The sequence below is a fragment of the Mycobacterium sp. genome (genome assembly GCF_032159565.1).
GTDB lineage: Bacteria > Actinomycetota > Actinomycetes > Mycobacteriales > Mycobacteriaceae > Mycobacterium.
In genome coordinates this window covers 1-14,096 of the sequence record NZ_JAVHWR010000049.1, presented here as the reverse complement: position 1 = coordinate 14,096, position 14,096 = coordinate 1, and the positions used below count along the sequence as shown (strand labels likewise).

Below are 14,096 nucleotides of genomic sequence, written 5' to 3'. Positions count from 1 at the left end.
TCGCCCGCCGGCCCAGTAGTTCGGATTCGGAGATCAACACGCTGGTGTCATCAAGCCGAATCCACCCGCGGAGGGCAAAATCGGCCAACGCGTCGTTAACCGTGTCCGGTGATGCGCCGACCAGCTGGCCCATCTCCTCGTCCGTCAAGTCATGGGTGACTCGCAACGCGCCGTCCTCCTGGACGCCGAACCGATGCGCCAAGTGGAGCAGTCGCTTGGCCACTCGGCCGGGAACGTCGGTGTAGATCAGATCGGCCAGGTTGGTCGTACGCCGTAGTCTGCGACCTAGCACCCGAAGCAGCTGCTCGGCTATCGCGGGGCTGTCAAACATCAAGGAGCGCAGCGCGTCCCGGCCAATCGACACGGCGCGGACTTCGCTGATGGTGGTTGCTCTGGAGGTACGCGGACCCGGGTCGAACGTCGACATCTCGCCGAACATTTCCGAAGGGCCTATGACTGCGAGCAGATCCTCGCCGCCATCGCGGGAAAGGCGGCCCATCTTGACCTTCCCGGAAATGATGATGTACATATGGTCACCGGGGTCGCCTTCGGTGTAGACGGCGTGCCCGGCTGGGAAGTCAACGGGCTGAAGCCGTTCGGTCAGCGCGGAACGCGCGCCGGCCTCAACTCTGCCGAATATCCCGCTCCTGGCGAGCACCTCGTCGATCTCTTCCCGCCGGCGCGGTGCGGGCATCAAGGCGGTATCGATCGCTACAGGGGCGTGGGGCATCTGGCTTCTCCGATCAATGGGCGGATCAGCATCGTCTCGTCGAGTGCCAAGGGTGGACGATGCACCTGCCACGATCCCGGTCGAGCGAGCGAATGTCGCTACCGCTGGCGCCCATCAAGGCGGTATGCCAGCCGGTATCTGGGCCGCCTACTTGCCGCTGGTAGGGGCTACTCAGCGCCGGAAGGTCTCAGCTTCGCCTTGACGTGGGCGTCGCGGTCGCAGATCGACTTGCGAAGGGACGTAACGTGTTTCGGTGCGAACGCACGCGGATATGACCCGACGAGTTGCGGGCCGTGCCCGCGACCGTCTCAGTCACGGCGAACGGCGGCCGTACTCGACGAGGGCGGTGACGTCGTTCGTTCCCATCCATCCCGGGCAACCTGACGGTAGGCGTCGCGCGCGGCCGCCGTGACCGGCAGTGGCGCGCCACCTTTGGCGAGCTCCAAGAAGAGCGTGACATACTTGGCGGCCTGGGCGCTGGTGAACCAACCGGCGTGGTCGGGGTCGAAGTAGACGTCGATGCGGTCGCGTAAACCAACGGGCATCATCAGCGATTCGCGGAAAGTGGATGCCAACGTGGCGTCGTCGATACCCGCAGCGCGGCCGGCTCGGATGGTCTCGGCGATCACCGCCGCTTGCACCAGCAGCATCTGGTTGTTCAAGAGCTTGATGATCGCTGCGGTCTCCGGACGGTCGCCGATATCGAGCGCACCTGCGAACCCCTTCCACACCGGTACCAGTGCCGCACGTGCTGACGCCGGGCCGCCGACAACGAATGAGGCGGCACCCGAGCGGAGGGCCTGCGGCGCGCCAAGGATCTGCGCGTTGACAAACCTGTCACCGTAAGCCTCTGCAAGAGCGGTGATGACATCGAGAGCCACCGTTCCCGTGTTGACCGCCAGGGTCTGTGCCCACCTCGCGCGCGCCTCACCTTTCGGAGCCGCTACGTCAAGGGTGCTGCGGTCGTCGGCCAGGCAGAGGAAGACGGCATCTCGCTCGTCGCCCCCGTCATCGGGAGACCCCATCACCCCAGCTCCTCGTTCCCGGAGCGCACCAGCCCGGCCCGGGGTCCGGTTCCACACGCTCACCTCGTACCTTCGTCGAGCAACCGCTCGGCGAGCGCGCGTTCCATCCTGCCGAGTCCGTGATCGCTATCCGCATGCGCTGCTCCCTTGCCTACCAACCGATCCGATCGCGTCGCCCTGCCCCGGATGGGCCTCATAGCCCATGTCGTCAACCGAACCGACCCCGGCGAAGAAGTGAAGCACTTGGCTGTCCACCGTGCCCACGTTCCTGATCTCGTGCCAGTTCCCGCGCGGGATGACAAGGACATGTCCGGGCTACACCTCGACCGGGGGACCCCGGCGCGCCGAGGAACTGCACAACACCGCTCACCGGGATGAGCACCATGTCAGCGTGCGGGTGCCGGTGCATGCGGTGGATGAATCCGGGCGGGAACGTCAAGTGGTCAAGGACCACGTCATCCGTCCCCGTGAGCGCCTTGCTGAGAAGGTGGCGGTTCACCTGATGGCCGGTGATGTCCCATCGGGTGAATACCTCCTGCTCGGTCTCACCGATATCAACCAGCTGCACTACCGACATGGCTACACTCCAATCCGAGTCGGACCATGGATACTGAACATCGATGTGCCTGTGGTCATTTGACTCTTCCTGCGGTAGGAGTCAGGCCGTGTCTACGCACCCGGTCGGGTGCCTCGCGACATTTCGGAGGTACTTGGCCCGGCAAGCGCGGCGGCCCAGCTTGCCGCTGGTGGTGCGCGGGATGGCGCCGGCGGCGAGCAGTTGCACGTCCGCCACTGCAAGGCTGTGGTTCCGTGAGATCGCGGCCCGGATCGCCTGGGCTACCGGCGCGTGCTCGGCGCGGCCCGCGCCGACGGCCCGTTCGGCGATGATCACCAGCCGCTCGCTGGTGTCGTCGGTGGCGGCACCGGGTAGTTCGTTGGCCGGCACGGAGAAGGCTACGACGAACCCTGAACGTATCGCCGTGGACGATTCCGAGACTGTGGCCTCGATGTCCTGCGGGTAGTGATTGCGTCCGTCGATGATGACGAGGTCTTTGATCCGGCCGGTGATGTACAACTCACCGCTGAGATAAACGCCGAGATCTCCAGTCCGCAACCAGAAACCGCTCGCGGCTGAGCCTTCGGCGTGGCTGCCGTGTTCGAGCTGTGATTGCAGCTTGTTGCGGAACACCAGTTCGGTTTCGTGTTCCCGCCCCCAGTAACCCCGGCCGATGTTATCGCCCTGCAACCAGATCTCGCCGATCTCACCGTCGGGGAGTTCAGCGCCACTGTCAGGATGGGCGATGACCGCCCATTGGCGGTGTATCACTTGCCCGCACGAGACGTGGGCCACCGCGCCGGTTGCGTCGGGCGGCACCGGCACGGCCCGATGGGCGCTGAGCTGCCCGCGGTCCAGGTAGATCACGCTCGGCTGGGCGTCGGGCGCAATGCTGGCCACAGACAGGGTTGCTTCGGCCAATCCGTAGGACGGTTTGATCGCCGTCGGCGGCAGCCTGTACGGAGCGAACGCGTCGGTGAACCGCTCGATCGCGGTCATCGTGACCGGTTCTGATCCGTTGAGCAAACCGACCACGTTACTGAGATCGAGGCTCTCGCCGTTGGCCGGCAAGCCGCGTTGAGCGGCTAACTCGAAGGCGAAGTTCGGCGCCGCCGCGAAGGTACGTCCGTGCGCCGACTCGGTCGCCAGCGCCTTGATCCAACGGTGCGGTCGACGCACGAACGCCAGCGGCGACATCAGGGTGATATGACCACCACACAACAGCGGAAACATGATCATCATCAACCCCATGTCGTGGTACAACGGCAGCCAGCTGACGCTGCGGATATTCATGTCCAGGCCGCCGGCGACGACCATCTGCAGCACATTGGTACACACCGCGCGGTGAGTGATCTCCACACCGGCCGGCGTGCGGGTGGAACCGGATGTGTACTGCAGATAGGCGATCTCGTCGGTGCCCAGCGCCGCGGGGATGAACATCGCGCCCACCGAGTCCGGCACCGCATCCACGGCAATGACCCGCGGTCGTCGCCACCGCGGAAGTTTCCGCAGGTATGCCCCGACCGATTCAGCAGCGCGGACGGTAGTGAGCACCACCGCGGGACGGGCATCTACCAGGATCGCGTCAAGCCGCTCGCCATGCCCGGGTAACTCCGGTGCGAACAGTGGCACCGCGATCGCGCCGGCGTGAACCGCCGCGAAAAACCCCACAACGTAGTCGACGCCCTGCGGCGCCAGAATCGCCACCCGCTCACCCGGCGAAGTCACTTGTTGCAGCCGGGCGCCCACCGCTCGCAACCTGGCTCCAAACTGCCTCCAGGTCAGTTCGACCGCCACCCCGTCATCAGCACGCGCGTAATCCAGATACCGGAATGCCGGTGTTTCACCGTATGCGGCAATGTGTTGCGACAGATTCGACATCAACGTCGTTCCGTCAGGCAATTCGCCGTTGCCTGCCGAATCCACGTAGTCATCGATCCGGGGGTTGGTCTCCCGACGGGTCATAGACCCCTTCTCAAACCCACCGACGCCAGAGCCGGGGCGGGGAGCCGAATGTGCTGCGTCGCCGTGGCTGACCATAGCTTTCAGGATTGCTGTCTTGTCATCAGAAATCTTTATGGCTGGCGTCCCTACCGCGTTCCCACTACCAGTTAGGCCGCGATACCTGCTAGCTGTAGGAATCGCGCGGCGGCAGAGAGCCTTGTGCCGCCGACCGGACGCCCTACCGTGAGGCCTATGCGAGGTCCTGTCACAGGCGACTTTCATCGATCCGCAGACGCGTGCCAATGACCTTGCTGTGCGCTACACAATGTTTAAATGAACTGTGGTACTCGGGAATTCGGATGAGTGCGCCAACATTCTAGGCGTCGGCGCCAATCAGCGCCCAGAGTTGTCGGGAATCCTACGCGCGCTGTGCTCAGCGCCGTCGCCGACCCGGCCGTGGCAGGCAACGGCAAGTCGATATCCGGAACTGTGATCAAGCTACGGTCGAGGTATTCAGCGATCAAGAAGAACAACCGGCCCAGCGGATTACGCATGTTCATCTCCTTGCTTCCGGCGTTGAGGACCATGTGCATGATTCCCACGATCACCTCTGGGGTGGTCTGCTGTCATCGGCGCTAACGCCCATCTGTACCCCCGAGCAGTCCTCATTGCCGCATAGCAGCCAGCCGCCATCCGGACCGAACATGTCGATCACACAGCAGACACCTGCAGTCATCCAGTCCGATCGGGAGTCAAACGTCACTGCTCGCGATGATCTCGTTCCAACGCGCACGTCGGTGTTGGTGCGTGGGTCAACTCCTGAGTTGGACCACAGTTCTGTCACCGAGGATGGGTGCGATCTGTTCGCTGATTATCCGTTGATGTTGAGGATGATCGCGGTAGTTCTCAAAGTTTGCCTGAGTGGTAAAGATTCCGACGACCGCGAAGTCATGACTCGATGGGGTGAGGCCGATATCGCTGCCACAGAGGTAGCTTTCGACACCGTCAAGGTCGGCGACGAAGGCGCGAAGCGCGTCGGCGGCGGCAGCGGCTTTCGCGGACTGATCGGGGAATTTCCACTTGAAGGTGACTATGTGGATGAACGAGATCCTGCTTAGCTCTCCCTCCTATTCAACGTCCATGGGCGACGTCAGCGGCGGAATGTCTCGGCGGCCTTGAAATGGGCGTCGCGGTCGCCCATCTCATTGCGAAACCAGGTATTTCGTCGCCATCGGGCGAACCGATCCTGGAAGTGTGCGATGCGAGGACTGGCGTGTGCCAGCAGGTCGATCGTGAGGTTGATCGGAATCTGAAGGAGCGGCAGGAGCGCCCATGGCCATGGGTTGGGCATGTCGTAGGACCGGTAGAAGCGGCCCGGCAGGAAGTAACGGGTGTAGCCGAGCTGGATTCGATAGTTGAACTGGTCGCGAATTGCCTTGCGAGGACCCGTGCCCTGTTTCGGTGTGAAGGCGCGCGGATATGATTCGATGAGTTCGCGGCCGTCCTCGCCTGCCCCGAATGCCCGCTTCGCGAAATAGAGCGTCATCAATTGGCTGGCTTCGCGCAGATCCGCTGGGTACCAACGGGGTTGGACGCCCATCAGGTGCCCGACGTATCGCCAGAAGTGCATCATCGCCTCGGTGTCTGCGGTGGTCGATCGGTAGCCGAGTTTGTGCATGCCCAGTCCCGCGCCGAACCCGCCCGACAGGAGCGTGATGGTGGCTTCTGCCTGATTAATCGGTTTGCCCCAGGCGGCCAGGTTCCACTGCGGGTGGCGGATGATGCGATGCCGGAGAAAGACGTGCATGATGCGAACCCGCATGGCGGTGGCGCGACCGGACGCTCCGGGTCTGGTGCCGCCCGGGTCGGACACGTCGATCCAGAAGCGCGCGGTCTCCATGAAGCGGTTCAGAGCGGCGTCGCCGGCGTATTTGCCGGTCATGCTGAGCGGCTGCACGATCGGGTTTTCGGTGTATGCGAGCAACGTGCCGACTCCTAGAAAGCTGAACACCGCCGGGCCACACCGCCGGAAGAGGAACGCGCCGCGCTCGACCAGATCGTGATCGACCCAAGGGGGATCCTTTTCGAATTCGGAGAACAGTCGCACCATCGACGCAGGCGCGTCGGGCACGGAGTCGATTCCGTGCGCGAGAGCCTGATCCAGCATGGCCCTGCCGTGGGATGAGTTTCCGTCGATGTAGGCGTCTTGTACGAAGGCTTCAGCAACCGGGTCCGCGTCGTAATAGCCGTGTGCGAAGTCGTGGATGTGGTCGTGCGACGGCAGTGTGCGAGCTCTGTTGAAGAGCTTGATACCGCGACGTTTACGCCGACCCGAACGTCCACTGCGCGCGTTCAGAAACGCCTCGAAGTCCGTCGGGATCTGATTGATCTGAGTGCGCGACACTTCGTCAAGAGTCATGGGTGGACCTCTTCGACGTTGAGCTGGACCGTTTCGCCCTGAATCCATGGCGCCAGATCTGTCAGGAACACGGACTCACCATTTCGCTGCATGTCAAGCCATTTCTGCAAGGCCTGTGGAGCGGGACCGGACAGGATGGTGGATACGTTGGATGCGCTTTCGTGGTGAAGGCTTTCGGCCGGGTTCAAGACAACGTTTTCGTTGAAGACTTTCTTCTGTGCCGCGATGGTATTCCGGTTTCGGCGGGCGTATCGCGCGCCGAGCGCTTTGGCTTCGTCGATGAGATCATCCGGGGCAACCAGTCGATTCACCAGGCCCATCTGATGTGCCTCCTGGGCGGAGTACATCCGGCCCTCCAGCATCATCTCCAGCGCCCTGGCAGGCCCGATCAGCTGAGCCAGTCGCTGACCCCCGAATGTGGTGGTCAATCCGATGAGGAGCTCGGGAAGTATGAAGCCAACGGATTCGTCAGCTGCCGCCAAGCGGACGTCGAAGCAGACCGACATCTCCAATCCTCCACCGCCGCAAGGTCCTCCGATCGCAGCGATGTAAACCGCAGGCGAGCGCAAGATGCGCAGCACAACCTGATTGAACCGCGGGACACTCAAAAACTGGCTGAGGGGAGTTCGTTCCAGGGCCCGTTCGCCGCCCGGTTCGGCATCGACGTCGATGTTCCGCAGGAGGTTCAACAATGCCTGACCGGATAACGGTGGTCTGACATGCTGGGCGGCGGCGAGAATCTCGGCGATGTCGAAATGGGTGATGTAGCGGTTCGGTACGCCTCCGGTGAGAACGACCGCACCGACACTGACGTCGAAGTCGACGGCTGCGGTGAGAGTGTCAAGGTCCTTCTGCATCCGCGCCGTCATGTAGTTATACGGTGGATCGCAGAACCGGACAGTGAGTACTCGATCATCCTGCTCGACCGTCAGGGTGTCCAGACCAAGGTCGCGTGCGCGGGTCGCCATATCAGCCGTCCCCGCTCAGCTGTACTTCACGGCGGTGCGTTGCACACCGAGGTCGATTGCTCCGTCGTCGGTCGCCACGGCGGCCTCGATGAGGTCGCCGGGGCGTAGATATTCCGGATTCTTGGCTTGCCTGGAGAAGAAGGCCTTCCACTTCAGCTGGTCCGGAAGCAGCGATCCAATGATCTCGATTGGTCTGGGCGGTGCGCTGATTGCCGTGCCGACCGGGGTACCGGTTAATACCAGATCGCCGGCGTCGAGACGCTGAAATCGCGACAGTGCCTGCAGTGCCTGCACGGGTGGGTAGATGATGTCGCCGTCGACGAGCATGTCTTGTCGGATATCACCGTTCACCTGGAGCCGCAGCCGCAAGTCACCGAAGCGCTTGAGCTCGTCGGCGCTCAGCAGCACCAGTGCGGGGCCGACCGGAGTGAACGTCGGATACGACTTCGCTTCGTAGAACTGCGTTTTCGTCAACTGCACATCGCGCGCGGATACGTCGTTGGCCACTACCAGGCCGGCGATGTAGTCCGAGAGGTTGGCTTCGGTGATCGTGGTGCCGACAGGCATATCGCGGCCGATGACCAGACCGATCTCCACCTCGTAGTCGAGCAGCCGCACGTGTTGGGGTTTGACGACATCGTCCAGTGGGCCACTGATGGAGCCGGATGCCTTGCGGAAGAAGGCGAGTGGAGTGTTGGCTGGGTCCCGCCCGGCGTCTTTGACATGGGAGGCGTAGTTGGTCATTTGTGCCACCACCCGGCAGGGGGCGGTGATCGGGGACAGCAGTTGCAGGCTGTCCAGCGGCACGGTGTCTGTGCGACGGTCGGCGGCGTCGATGGCGGCGCGATCGTCCAGCAGCTGGCGGGTGGTGGCGGCCGCGGTGGTGATTCGAGCGGCGCCGGTTGGAGTCTGCACCCACCAGGCGTCGACGGTGCGCAGGATCGAGACGGGCATCTTGGGTCCTTAAATCGTGGTATTAGGAGTTGGCCACGGCGAGCAAGCCGCGGAGGCTCGTGAGATCGAAATCGTTGTCGGTGCGCAACGCGCTGATCACCTTGCGAAGTTCGCGCAGGGATTCGCGGCCGGGCGCGAACGCTTGGGAAAACGCCTCAGCCCGTGCCAGATCCGGCTTCTCGAACTCCAACCACGCGATGTCGTGCACCTTGATGATCGGCCCACGTGAGCGCCCCGGATGCTCGTCCTTGCGAGCGCCCCGATCACTGTGCAGATCGTTGTGGGCGCCGACAGACTGGTCGCGTATCACTGCGCCTGCTCCCTAAACGGCAATCGCGCCTCGAAAAACTCGACCGCTCCGCTGCGCTCCAGTGTCAGGACATCGAGGCCGAATTCCCTCAACCACGCCTCGATATCGCCTGCGCGTGGAGCGTTTCCAAACACCCCGGCGCGCCGCAACATCGCGATCAGAGCATCCTTGCGCGGGCCTCGACCCGCAACACATGACGTCCCCCGCAGCGTCCCTCCGGGCTTGAGCACGCGAGTGAGCTCTCCCAGCGCCGCACGCGGGTCCGGCAGACAGTGGAGCCCGTTATAGGTCACGCAGAGATCGAAGCTGTTGTCGGCGAATTGAAGTGCGGTCACGTCGGCTTCGACGAACTCGATCGCGTCCTGCACTGCTCGTCGATGTGCCTCTTGGCGCGCACGTTGGAGCATGTATGGAGATATGTCGGCCGCGACATAACGCACCGACTGGCCGGGACGCAGGCCGCGAAAGGCGAAGCCGCCGCCGCAGGGTATGTCGAGTACCGAGGTCCCGGCCGGGGCGTCTGCAAGTCGCGCCACGTCGGCGAACATGCGTCGCATGTCGGCGCCCCACATCGCCCAGGCGCCGACCATTGCGACACTGTCATGTTTGACGCCGGTGTTGTACATGGCCGCTGTGACGCGCTCAGAGCGCCACCTCTCGGTTACATCGGTCATCGTGGGGTGTCCGCGGCGTCCCACGGCATCGACGCGGAGACCCAGTGGGTCAGCTCCTGCTGGTCGTTGCTGTGCAAGTGTCGCGGCGGCGTGACGAACGTCGCGTAGGGCCTGCAGCGCACCAGCACCCGGCCTTCCTCCTCTGCGGCGGCTTTGACCGCGGGGCGCAGCTCTGGCGCCAAGGGCTGCCCCGACATGCGTTCACCTACCGCCATCATCACGTCTATCAACGCCTCGTTGTCGTCGACGATCTCAGCGTCGCAATAGACCTGCAGGTAGGCGAACGGCCAGGTCTCGTCGAGCACGCAGAGGCTGATCTTGCCGTTGCGGGCTACGGCTTTTGCCTTGGCCCGGTCCGCCATCGTCGCCACGAACAGGTCGTCATTGGCTGCTGGGATGTAATACACGATCGACATCGCAGGCCCATCGGACCGGCGGCCGTAGCCGAATACGCAGGTTCGGTGGGTCCGAACGAATTCGCGCCGCTCGGAGGGCAACATGTCGCGATCCGTCGGCGCCTGGAACGGGCTCGTGGAGAGCGGGAGGAGACGCGTCGATGCGCGATCTGCGTCGTGCTTCGTGGCCTCACGGGTGGCGCTCATCGACCACTCCATTTCTTTGAGCGTTATTATCGAGTGATAATAACGGTACACTCTTTGAGATGCAACGCAAGACCCAACCGCCGAACACGGTGCGCCTCCGTCGGTCCAGGACCGATATCCGGGAGGCGCTGCTGGAGTCGGCCCTGGTCGAATTCGGGGCCAAGGGATTCGACGGCGCGTCGACGCGTGCGATCGCATCGCGCGTTGAGGCGCACCAGCCGCAGATCAACTACCACTTCGAGTCGAAGGCGGCGCTATGGACAGCCGCGGTGGACCACCTCTTCGGGCTCTTGCGGGAGACATTCCGAGGCGTCTTTCCCGCGAAGCCGACCGAGATCGGCGTTCCGGCACTTGCCGCGGCATATGCCGACGGGATACGCCGATTGGTGCGATTCGTCGCAGCGCACCCCGAGCTCAACCAGATCATGGTGCACGAGGGCACCGCACCGAGCGACCGCTTGACATGGCTGACAGAGACCCACGTGAAGCCGTTCTTCAACGGCATCCGGCCGGCCTGGCAGGCGCTTCGTGACGCCGGTATTGCCGCGCCCATCGACAGCGAGATCCTCTACTACGTTCTTGTCGGTGGGGCATCGCTGCCGTACGTCAACGCCGCGGAGGTCCGCCTGCTCACCGGGCGCGATCCCGACGACTCGACGTGGATCGACGCGCACGCCGAGGGACTGGTGGCTATCCTCCTGCCCGGATTGCGCCGGTGACTGTCCCGTTCTCGTGGGAGCTGCCCTACGCATGGCCGCGCAAGCCCGTGCTGGCGCGCAACGTTGTCTGCACGTCCCAGCCGCTGGCCGCGCAGGCCGGCCTGGCGATGCTCGCCGACGGCGGCAGCGCGGCCGACGCGGCGCTGGCCGCAGCGATCACCGTGACCCTGGTCGAGCCGGTGTCCAACGGCATCGGCTCGGATGCCTTCGCCATCGTGTGGGACGGCGAGGGGCTGCACGGGCTGAATGCCTCAGGGCGGTCGCCTGCGGCGTGGACGCCGGAGTACTTCCGCGGCGGACCGGTGCCGGTGCGGGGCTGGAACTCGGTCACCGTGCCCGGCGCGGTGTCGGCGTGGACCGAACTGCACGCCCGTTTCGGCAAGCTACCGTTCGCGCGGGTCTTCGAGCCGGCGATCGGCTACGGACGCAAGGGGTTCCTCGTCTCGCCGACGGTGGCCGCGCAGTGGGCCGGACAGGTGGGAGAGCTACGGTCACTGCCGGGATTCGCCGAAGCGTTTCTGCCTGGCGGGCGCGCGCCGGCCCCGGGCGTGCGGTTCCGGCTTCCCGAGCACGCGGCGACGTTGGAGGCGATCGCGGTGACGGGCGGGGAGGCGTTCTATCGGGGTGATCTGGCGGCGGCGATGCAGGCACATTCGACGTCGAACGGCGGCGCGATGATGGCCTCCGACTTGGCCGCTCACCACGCGGACTGGGTCGATCCGATCAGCATCGATTACCGCGGCTATACGTTGCACGAGATCCCGCCGAACGGTCAGGGGATCGTCGCGTTGATCGCTCTTGGCATTCTGCAGCACGTCGACATGGCCTCGCTCCCAGTGGATTCGGCAGACAGCGTGCACCTGCAGATCGAGGCGATCAAGCTTGCCTTCGCCGACGCGCTGGCCTATGTGGCCGATATCGATCACATGCCGGTGCGGCCGAATCAGCTGCTGGACGCCGACTACCTCAGGCAGCGGTCGACGTTGTTAGACCCGGCGCGGGCCAAACCGGTTTCGGCAGGCAGGCCGCCGAAGGGCGGCACGGTGTATCTGACCGCGGCCGACGCCGACGGCATGATGGTGTCGATGATCCAGTCCAACTACGACGGCTTCGGGTCGGGCGTAGTGGTGCCGGGCACTGGGATCTCGTTGCAGAACCGCGGCACCGAGTTCAGCGCGACCCCGGGGCACCCGAACCTCGTTGGGCCGCGAAAGCGCCCGTACCACACCATCGTTCCCGCCTTCCTTACCAGAAACGGCGCACCGGTGATGAGCTTCGGCGTGATGGGCGGCACCATGCAGCCACAAGGGCACATGCAGCTGATGGTCCGCATCGCCGATCACGGTCAGAACCCGCAGGCGGCGTGTGACGGGCCGAGGTTCCGTTGGCTACAAGGCATGCAGGTGAGCCTCGAAGACGGCTTCCCGCCGGCGACGGTCGACGAGCTACGCCGCCGCGGCCACGATGTCGTCGCGGTCGACGACTACAACCAGTTCGGCAGCTGCCAGGCGATCTGGCGGTTGCCGGACGGGTATCTCGCAGCAAGCGACCCGCGGCGCGACGGGCAGGCCGCCGGTTTCTAGCTCTGATCCCGGCCCGGGCCGTGTTCAGAGCCGGAAGAGGTGTTGGGCATTGCGGTATGAGATTTTGTCCCGGTCGGCCGGACTGATCGGGGCGTCGGCTAGGAACTTTGCGTGCTGAACCGGGTCGCCGAAGGGGTAGTCGCTGGAGAACATGATGCGGTCGGCGCCGAACACCTGCAACGCGCACAGCAGTGGCGGTGTCGTGGTGTAGCCGCAGATGGTGATGTGTACGTGTTCGCGGATGGCCTGCGCCACTGACGGGCTGTCGGGGTTGGCGCGGGTGAGAATGGAGTCTGCGCGCATTAGGGAGAACGGCAGGTTCTCGCCCATGTGTCCGACAACGATCTGCAACTTGGGATGTCGGCTGAAGACGCCGGTTGCTGCGAGTCGCAATATGTGCAGACCCGTTTCGGCATGCCAGCCCCAGGCCGCGGTGGCCAAGGCCCTGCCGGTTGATTCCGGAAGGTCACCGAAGTAGACGCCGGCGACCTCCGGCGGGGGATAGGTGGGGTGCAGATAGATCGGCACGTCGAGCTCCTCGATGGCCGTGAGTAATTCATCGAACTCGGGTGCGTCCAGGAAGCGTCCGTGGGTGTGCCCGTTGATGACCACCCCGCAGAATCCCAGCTCGGTGATCGCCCTCTTGGCTTCGACGATCGCGGCGTCCGAGTCTTGGGTGGGCAGGGTGGCCAATGCGCTGAACCGGATGGGATGCGCCGCAACGATTTCGGCGCAGCGGTCATTGAGCGCTCTACTGAGGTGGACTGCGGGCTCGGCAGGGACCTGTTGGGATCCTGGCGCCACGACCGACAGCACCTGCATTTCGATGCCCGCTTCGTCCATAGCGGGCAGCCGCTGCTCGCCGATGTCCGCCAGTTTCGCGGTAAGCGACTCGGATCCCATCGAGTCGGGCCACACCTCGTTGATGAGTTCGGCTGGAAGCACGTGCTCTTCAAGGGCGATCAGTGTCATGACGATCCTTTCGTCGTCGGCGCTGCGGCGACTCAGGCCGCGGCGTTCGCAGCCAGTCGGGGCAGGAGTGTCTGCGCATTGCCGTGCATTACCTGCGCGAGCATGTCGGGCCGGTCTGCGAAGTAGTTGTCGACGTTGGTCGTGTACCAGCCGGCCATTTGTGGACTGACCGCGGGGAAGTCGGTGCCGAACAGGATCCGGTCTGTAGGGACGAAGTTCTCCAGCGCGACGAGATTCGTCTCGAAGCCCGACAACGCTGTCTCGAAGTAGAAGGTGCGGAAGTCGGCGATGATCTCCTCGGGACTGAGCTCACAGCCGAGGTAATGGGAGAGCACCGCGACCCGCGCGGCGAGGAATGGCGTACTTCCGCCGGAGTGCGAAAGGATGATCCGCACGTTCGGATACTGCCGTTTCCGGCCGCTGGTGACGAGATCCGCTGCAGCCTTGTAGGTTTCGTTCGGCACCTCGCTTACGGGCGTGGGCAGGAACCGATTCGGCGTCCGGTTGCGACCCGGTGTCTGCTCGCCGTGCAGAAAGACAAGCGTCCTGCGCCGGTCGAGTTCGGCCCAGAGTGGCTCGAAGATCTCGTCTCCGAGCGATCGGGCCTCCTCGCCGGTGCCGTAGACGTTGGTCAGGGTGA

Annotated in this window: 13 protein-coding genes and 3 pseudogenes; 3 read left to right on the top strand and 13 right to left on the bottom strand. The window is 64.2% G+C overall.

The window, feature by feature from the left end; genetic code table 11:
* Position 1: 1 nt before the first annotated feature.
* The 3 genes and pseudogenes from QOC76_RS06420 to QOC76_RS06410 form a co-directional block, all read right to left on the bottom strand.
* Positions 2-667: pseudogene (locus QOC76_RS06420) on the bottom strand (Crp/Fnr family transcriptional regulator); the annotation flags it as partial.
* A 371-nt stretch (positions 668-1,038) separates the two neighbouring features.
* Positions 1,039-1,461, bottom strand: a complete 423-nt coding sequence (locus QOC76_RS06415; RefSeq protein ID WP_526355466.1) for an NAD-binding protein — start codon at positions 1,459-1,461, stop codon at positions 1,039-1,041.
* Positions 1,456-1,833, bottom strand: a pseudogene (locus QOC76_RS06410) (NAD(P)-binding domain-containing protein); the annotation flags it as partial. The gene QOC76_RS06415 and the pseudogene QOC76_RS06410, both read right to left, overlap by 6 nt.
* Before the next feature lie 178 nt (positions 1,834-2,011).
* Between QOC76_RS06410 and QOC76_RS06405 the strand changes: the two are divergent.
* The gene (locus tag QOC76_RS06405; protein ID WP_526355350.1) at positions 2,012-2,395 is read left to right on the top strand and encodes a hypothetical protein; all 384 of its coding nucleotides are present in this window, start codon (positions 2,012-2,014) and stop codon (positions 2,393-2,395) included.
* 18 nt (positions 2,396-2,413) lie between these two features.
* On the opposite strand, the gene QOC76_RS06400 is transcribed toward QOC76_RS06405, so the two are convergent.
* The 8 genes and pseudogenes from QOC76_RS06400 to QOC76_RS06365 all read right to left on the bottom strand — a co-directional run bounded on the left by QOC76_RS06400 (position 2,414) and on the right by QOC76_RS06365 (position 10,182).
* Entirely contained in the window at positions 2,414-4,276 is a 1,863-nt protein-coding gene (locus QOC76_RS06400) for a fatty acyl-AMP ligase (protein WP_526355348.1), read from the bottom strand.
* A 791-nt stretch (positions 4,277-5,067) separates the two neighbouring features.
* A complete protein-coding gene (locus QOC76_RS06395; RefSeq protein WP_526355464.1) occupies positions 5,068-5,349 on the bottom strand; it encodes a Dabb family protein in 282 nt (93 codons plus the stop codon).
* 56 nt (positions 5,350-5,405) lie between these two features.
* The gene (locus QOC76_RS06390; RefSeq protein ID WP_526355346.1) at positions 5,406-6,674 is read right to left on the bottom strand and encodes an oxygenase MpaB family protein; all 1,269 of its coding nucleotides are present in this window, start codon (positions 6,672-6,674) and stop codon (positions 5,406-5,408) included.
* Positions 6,671-7,642: an enoyl-CoA hydratase/isomerase family protein gene (locus tag QOC76_RS06385; protein ID WP_526355344.1), complete on the bottom strand. Its 972-nt coding sequence runs from the start codon at positions 7,640-7,642 to the stop codon at positions 6,671-6,673. The genes QOC76_RS06390 and QOC76_RS06385 overlap by 4 nt, the downstream gene beginning before the upstream one ends.
* Positions 7,643-7,657: 15 nt before the next feature.
* Complete coding sequence (locus QOC76_RS06380; RefSeq protein WP_526355342.1) at positions 7,658-8,596, bottom strand: fumarylacetoacetate hydrolase family protein; 939 nt, start codon at positions 8,594-8,596, stop codon at positions 7,658-7,660.
* Between the two features lie 136 nt (positions 8,597-8,732).
* Positions 8,733-8,903 (bottom strand): annotated as a pseudogene (locus QOC76_RS06375) (VOC family protein); the annotation flags it as partial.
* Positions 8,903-9,580 carry a class I SAM-dependent methyltransferase gene (locus QOC76_RS06370; RefSeq protein WP_526355340.1) on the bottom strand — a complete coding sequence of 226 codons (678 nt, stop codon included), beginning with the start codon at positions 9,578-9,580 and terminating at the stop codon, positions 8,903-8,905. The pseudogene QOC76_RS06375 and the gene QOC76_RS06370, both read right to left, overlap by 1 nt.
* Positions 9,577-10,182 (bottom strand): pyridoxamine 5'-phosphate oxidase family protein, encoded by a 606-nt coding sequence (locus QOC76_RS06365; protein WP_526355338.1) that lies wholly within the window; start codon positions 10,180-10,182, stop codon positions 9,577-9,579. Before QOC76_RS06365 ends, QOC76_RS06370 begins: the two co-directional genes overlap by 4 nt.
* A 59-nt stretch (positions 10,183-10,241) precedes the next feature.
* Here QOC76_RS06365 and QOC76_RS06360 point away from each other — a divergent pair, with 59 nt between their 5' ends.
* Together QOC76_RS06360 and QOC76_RS06355 are read left to right on the top strand one after the other, a co-directional pair.
* Positions 10,242-10,901, top strand: a complete 660-nt coding sequence (locus tag QOC76_RS06360; RefSeq protein ID WP_526355336.1) for a TetR/AcrR family transcriptional regulator — start codon at positions 10,242-10,244, stop codon at positions 10,899-10,901.
* Entirely contained in the window at positions 10,898-12,484 is a 1,587-nt protein-coding gene (locus tag QOC76_RS06355; protein WP_526355334.1) for a gamma-glutamyltransferase family protein, read from the top strand. The genes QOC76_RS06360 and QOC76_RS06355 overlap by 4 nt, the downstream gene beginning before the upstream one ends.
* A gap of 24 nt (positions 12,485-12,508) precedes the next feature.
* Here the strand turns inward: QOC76_RS06355 and QOC76_RS06350 are convergent, their stop codons facing one another.
* Both QOC76_RS06350 and QOC76_RS06345 read right to left on the bottom strand, forming a co-directional pair.
* Positions 12,509-13,456, bottom strand: a complete 948-nt coding sequence (locus QOC76_RS06350; protein WP_526355332.1) for an amidohydrolase family protein — start codon at positions 13,454-13,456, stop codon at positions 12,509-12,511.
* Positions 13,457-13,488: 32 nt separating this feature from the next.
* Positions 13,489-14,096 (bottom strand): amidohydrolase family protein (locus QOC76_RS06345; RefSeq protein ID WP_526355330.1); only part of this gene is annotated, 608 nt, incomplete at its 5' end.

What these genes read in the sequence shown, in the direction of transcription:
- QOC76_RS06385 (WP_526355344.1), bottom strand. Translation starts at nt 7,642, where the DNA reads ATGGCGACCCGCGCACGCGACCTTGGTCTGGACACCCTGACGGTCGAG.
- QOC76_RS06365 (WP_526355338.1), bottom strand. Translation starts at nt 10,182, where the DNA reads ATGAGCGCCACCCGTGAGGCCACGAAGCACGACGCAGATCGCGCATCG.
- QOC76_RS06370 (WP_526355340.1), bottom strand. Translation starts at nt 9,580, where the DNA reads ATGACCGATGTAACCGAGAGGTGGCGCTCTGAGCGCGTCACAGCGGCC.
- QOC76_RS06400 (WP_526355348.1), bottom strand. Translation starts at nt 4,276, where the DNA reads ATGACCCGTCGGGAGACCAACCCCCGGATCGATGACTACGTGGATTCG.
- QOC76_RS06350 (WP_526355332.1), bottom strand. Translation starts at nt 13,456, where the DNA reads ATGACACTGATCGCCCTTGAAGAGCACGTGCTTCCAGCCGAACTCATC.
- QOC76_RS06380 (WP_526355342.1), bottom strand. Translation starts at nt 8,596, where the DNA reads ATGCCCGTCTCGATCCTGCGCACCGTCGACGCCTGGTGGGTGCAGACT.
- QOC76_RS06390 (WP_526355346.1), bottom strand. Translation starts at nt 6,674, where the DNA reads ATGACTCTTGACGAAGTGTCGCGCACTCAGATCAATCAGATCCCGACG.
- QOC76_RS06360 (WP_526355336.1), top strand. Translation starts at nt 10,242, where the DNA reads ATGCAACGCAAGACCCAACCGCCGAACACGGTGCGCCTCCGTCGGTCC.